This is a genomic window from Enterobacter sp. 725m/11 (assembly GCF_011683705.1).
In the GTDB taxonomy this organism is placed as follows: Bacteria; Pseudomonadota; Gammaproteobacteria; order Enterobacterales; family Enterobacteriaceae; genus Enterobacter; species Enterobacter bugandensis.
Map to the genome: position 1 here is coordinate 1 of NZ_JAAQOK010000093.1, position 4,295 is coordinate 4,295.

Here is a 4,295-nt window from a genome sequence, read left to right on the forward strand (position 1 = left end):
TCCGTCGTCGGCAGCGTCAGATGTGTATAAGAGACAGACACTATAATTTGTTATTTAATTATTTGCAAAACGTAAAATTAAATATTTGTTCGTTTAAAATACGAATGGGAATAAAACGCATTGGCGATATTTATTTTTATTAATGCGAATTATTTTTGTTCTTAGTTAAATAAAGCGCCAGCAAACGCTGGCAGCTTTGATTAATACCAGGGATTATTTGCCTTAGGGTTAACGGCATACCCCATGCACTTATACTGGATAGTAACGCTCTCGTTCAGGCACAAAGAGCCGCTTGTCAGGGTACAGGTTTTGACCGGTTGCCCGTAGGCAGAGGCGGTGGCATAGCCCATGTTCTGACAGGCTTTTACCGCGGTACCGTTATTAACATACTCATCGGACCAGGCGTTTTGCAGCACGGCCTGGCCATAGTCGAGGCGGACAATGCCGTTCGGCGCGTCGAGGCTGCTGATTTCCGCCTGGCGTTTAACGCTGCATCCCGCGAGCAGCAGGACTGTAGCGGCTACGATGGCTCTTTTCATGGTTCGCTCTGAGTGGATGGAAATACGTTATCGTACCCGCAGATGCCCGCTGCAATGCCAGGAATAGCCGGACGATCTACCCTCACTCTTTGCAACGGACGGCGTAGATCCTCCCCTTCACAAAATTGTGAGCGTGCATTTAGTTTTTAAAACTGCATTTCATTTACTTTGAAAGTCTGTTTATTTGATGCCAGAATGAACGGGAACAGGTATCCATGGCGGGGAGCGCCCGCAGCGCATTCTGGAGAGACACGATGAAAATTGCACTGATGATGGAAAACAGCCAGGCGGCTAAAAACCCAGTCATATTAAAAGAGCTGAAAACGGTAGCCGATGAAAAAGGGTTCCCGGTTTACAACGTGGGTATGAGCGACGAAAACGATCATCACCTGACCTACATCCACCTGGGCATTATGGCGAGCATTTTGCTGAATGCGAAAGCGGTGGATTTTGTGGTCACCGGCTGCGGCACCGGGCAGGGGGCGCTGATGTCGTTAAACATCCACCCTGGCGTGATTTGCGGCTACTGCATCGATCCCGCAGACGCGTTTCTCTTCGCGCAAATCAATAACGGCAATGCGCTCTCGCTGCCTTTTGCCAAAGGGTTTGGCTGGGGAGCGGAGCTAAACGTTCGCTTTATCTTTGAAAAGGCGTTTACCGGCCGAAAAGGGGAGGGATATCCTCCAGAGCGTAAAGAGCCACAGGTGCGTAACGCCGGTATTCTGAACCAGGTAAAAGCGGCCGTGGTAAAAGATAACTATCTTGACTCGCTGCGCGCCATCGATCCTGAGCTGGTGAAGACCGCTGTTTCCGGCCCGCGTTTCCAGCAGTGCTTCTTTGAAAATTGCCAGGATAAGGCGATCGAGGATTTTGTTCGCAGTATCCTGGGTTAATGCGCACTGCGCAGTTTAAATTGTGATATGTGTCACAAAAATATTGATTTTTGTGACGATGGTCATATTATAGGCACATTGACAATAAAGTTGTATAACAAGTTAATGGAGCATCACAATGAAACTGCGCAAAATCCTGAAAAGTATGTGGGCCAATTACTGCCGCACTTTTAAAGACGTGCCGCCTGGCGCCATGTTCTGATAAAAAAAAACCTGCTTCGGCGGGTTTTTTTGTGTCCTGCGGCAATGAAGGGCAGATGTCACGGGCCACGTTTTGATACTATGGCGGCCTTTGAATAAGGAGAAACCCCCATGTCACAAAACCTGAGCGCCGATCAGGAACTGGTCTCTGACGTTGTCGCCTGTCAGCTGGTTATCAAGCAAATTCTTGATGTTCTGGACGTTATTGCACCGGTTGAAGTGCGCGAGAAGATGTCCACGCAGCTGAAAAACATCGATTTTGCCAGCCATCCCGCGGCTGCCGACCCGGTGACGCTTCGCGCGATCCAGAAAGCCATCGCGCTGATTGAACTGCGCTTTACGCCGCAGGGCGAGTCTCATTAAAACGCGAACGGGCGACCGCGCGTGTCGCCCGTTGAAAACGTTAAAAGAAGGTCTGGACCAGCAGGTAGCTCGCCGCGCAGGCGCAGCTCACGCCAATTAGCCCCGGCAGAATAAAGCTGTGGTTAATGATGAATTTGCCGATGCGGGTTGTTCCCGAGCGGTCAAAGCCGATGCAGGCTAAATCACTCGGGTAAGTCGGCAGAACAAAATAGCCGTAGGACGCCGGGAAGAAGGCGATCAGCATTTTTGGATCGATGCCCAACATCAATCCCATCGGCGCCACGGCCGTCAGGGCCGCCGCCTGGCTGTTTACCAGCTTCGACACCAGGAAAAGCACGATGGCATACGTCCACGGATGGCTTTTCACCACCCCTTCCAGCGCTAGCTTTAACTCATCGAGATGCGCCTGGAAAAAGGTATCGCTCATCCACGCCACCCCGAACACCGAGAAGATCGCCACCATACCGGCCTTGAATACCGCACCGTTTGAGATGGCTGAGGCATTGACCTTGCAGGCCGTCAGCATCACGGCACCGGCGATGAGCATCATCATCTGAATGACGAGGTTCATCGACAGGGCCGTCATTTTACCCTTCAGCTCGAAGGCCGGGCGCAGTTCGGGGAAAGCCCCGAGCAGGACTACCACCGCAATACCGGCAAAGAAAATCCATGTCGACCAGTAGGCCTGCTTCGGAAAACGCTGGTTCATTAACGTCTCCGTGCCGCCATAGATAAACTCGCGCTGTTTGGGATCTTTCAGTTTCTCCTGAAACTCCCCGTCGTCAGCCAAATCTTTCCCCCGACGTAAACTCCACAGGGCCGCGATCGCGACGCCGAAAAGCGAAGCGGGAACCGATACGGCGAGGATTTCCAGGATCCCCCAGGCGTGCCCAATCCCATGCTGTGCGGCCAGGATGGAGACCAGCGACACAACGGCGACGGAAACCGGAGACGCGGTGATCGCCATCTGGGATGCCACCGATGCCACCGCCATTGGGCGTTCCGGGCGGATCCCTTTTTTCAGGGCGATATCCGCAATGATGGGGAACATGGTGTAGACCACGTGCCCGGTGCCGCACAGAAAGGTCAGCATCCAGGTGGTAAAAGGGGCGAGAAGCGTGATGTGCTGCGGGTGTTTGCGCAGCAGGCGTTCAGCAAACTGCATCATGACGTTGAGGCCACCCGCGGTCTGCAGGGTAGCGGCACAGCCTATCACCGCGAGAATGGTTAACATGACGTCAACCGGAGGCTTGCCGGGCTGGAGCCCAAAGACAAAACACAAAATAAAAAGGCCAATACCGCTGATTAACCCAAGCCCCATGCCGCCGAAACGTGTTCCCGTCAGCAGGCAGAGGAGAATGACAACAAACTCAATGGTGATCATGCTTTTCCCTCGTCAATGATTATGTAATTAAATAAATCATTACATTTTGTATGGTTAATCATTGAGAGCGAGATCTGATTTGTTAAATTTCAGCAAATCAGAGGGTTGGGGAGATAAGAAGGAACCTGCCCCCCTGAACCAGGGCCAAGGCAGGTTAAACGCTTAGTGGTGCTGCACCGTCACAAGATCGAGCAGGTGGCGGTCAGCTTGCTCCGGGCGTAAACCGGCCTGGCGCGCATTGTGGATCTCATCCGCCAGCGTTTTCAGCAGCATACCGTCCTGCTGCTGTTCTTTATCCATATCGCGTAAAAATTTAAGAGTGATGATGTCATGCTGTGCTCTGGCTTCATCGGCCAGCTTGTTGAGCGTCGTACAGCGCTGCTCATGCTCTTCCAGCGTTTTCTGGAACAGTTCTTCCAGAGAAGAGTAATTTTCGTTGATCCCATCAAGGGCTTTAACAACCGGGTTAGCCCCCACGGCCTTCAGGAAGTTAAAGACGCGCATCATATGGGTGACGTTGCTTTGTGCCTGTGAACGAAAGAACGTGGCAGAGCCCGTGAGACTTTTTTCAGAACACCATGCACTTAGGTGAAGGTGCAGGTTCGAGGCGTAGAACTCAAGGTTCATCTGCGCGTTAAGTTTTTGCATCATCGTTTGGGTAGCCATACTCATATCCTTATAGACTGTGGGACGTGATGTCCGCTGCTTAACCTGACAGCCAGGCAAATACGAAGAAAAACAGAATTGCAATTTTTGCAGTGACTAAAATCGATCGAAAATTCACTTCCTGTGTTCGATATAAATAAGCATACCTTTGTCTTATGATTAAGAAAACTCTTAATTAGGCTGTGTTTGCCATACATTACAAAGTTTAATATCTGTCTCTTATACACATCTGACGCTGCCGACGACGGA

Annotated in this window: 6 protein-coding genes; 3 read left to right on the plus strand and 3 right to left on the minus strand. The window is 51.2% G+C overall.

Annotated elements, in window-relative coordinates; genetic code table 11:
- Window positions 1-200: 200 nt before the first annotated feature.
- Complete coding sequence (gene yecR, locus HBA26_RS22375; protein ID WP_041909409.1) at window positions 201-539, minus strand: YecR family lipoprotein; 339 nt, start codon at window positions 537-539, stop codon at window positions 201-203.
- Window positions 540-793: 254 nt separating this feature from the next.
- On the opposite strand from yecR, the gene HBA26_RS22380 reads away from it, so the two are divergent.
- The 3 genes from HBA26_RS22380 to HBA26_RS22390 all read left to right on the plus strand — a co-directional run bounded on the left by HBA26_RS22380 (window position 794) and on the right by HBA26_RS22390 (window position 1,996).
- On the plus strand, window positions 794-1,432 hold the full coding sequence (locus HBA26_RS22380; protein WP_059355169.1) for an RpiB/LacA/LacB family sugar-phosphate isomerase: 639 nt from the start codon (window positions 794-796) through the stop codon (window positions 1,430-1,432).
- A 118-nt stretch (window positions 1,433-1,550) separates the two neighbouring features.
- Window positions 1,551-1,634 (plus strand): stress response protein AzuC, encoded by an 84-nt coding sequence (gene azuC, locus HBA26_RS22385; RefSeq protein WP_014884364.1) that lies wholly within the window; start codon window positions 1,551-1,553, stop codon window positions 1,632-1,634.
- 110 nt (window positions 1,635-1,744) lie between these two features.
- Complete coding sequence (locus HBA26_RS22390) at window positions 1,745-1,996, plus strand: DUF2766 family protein (RefSeq protein WP_008500405.1); 252 nt, start codon at window positions 1,745-1,747, stop codon at window positions 1,994-1,996.
- Window positions 1,997-2,036: 40 nt separating this feature from the next.
- Here HBA26_RS22390 and HBA26_RS22395 read toward each other — a convergent pair whose 3' ends face one another.
- A complete protein-coding gene (locus tag HBA26_RS22395; RefSeq protein WP_126345767.1) occupies window positions 2,037-3,380 on the minus strand; it encodes an anaerobic C4-dicarboxylate transporter in 1,344 nt (447 codons plus the stop codon).
- Window positions 3,381-3,542: 162 nt separating this feature from the next.
- Window positions 3,543-4,046 (minus strand): non-heme ferritin-like protein, encoded by a 504-nt coding sequence (locus tag HBA26_RS22400; protein WP_049136922.1) that lies wholly within the window; start codon window positions 4,044-4,046, stop codon window positions 3,543-3,545.
- Window positions 4,047-4,295 lie beyond the last annotated feature (249 nt).

Coding starts and splice junctions, on each gene's coding strand:
- yecR (WP_041909409.1), bottom strand. CDS start 539: ATGAAAAGAGCCATCGTAGCCGCTACAGTCCTGCTGCTCGCGGGATGC.
- HBA26_RS22380 (WP_059355169.1), top strand. CDS start 794: ATGAAAATTGCACTGATGATGGAAAACAGCCAGGCGGCTAAAAACCCA.
- azuC (WP_014884364.1), top strand. CDS start 1,551: ATGAAACTGCGCAAAATCCTGAAAAGTATGTGGGCCAATTACTGCCGC.
- HBA26_RS22390 (WP_008500405.1), top strand. CDS start 1,745: ATGTCACAAAACCTGAGCGCCGATCAGGAACTGGTCTCTGACGTTGTC.
- HBA26_RS22395 (WP_126345767.1), bottom strand. CDS start 3,380: ATGATCACCATTGAGTTTGTTGTCATTCTCCTCTGCCTGCTGACGGGA.
- HBA26_RS22400 (WP_049136922.1), bottom strand. CDS start 4,046: ATGGCTACCCAAACGATGATGCAAAAACTTAACGCGCAGATGAACCTT.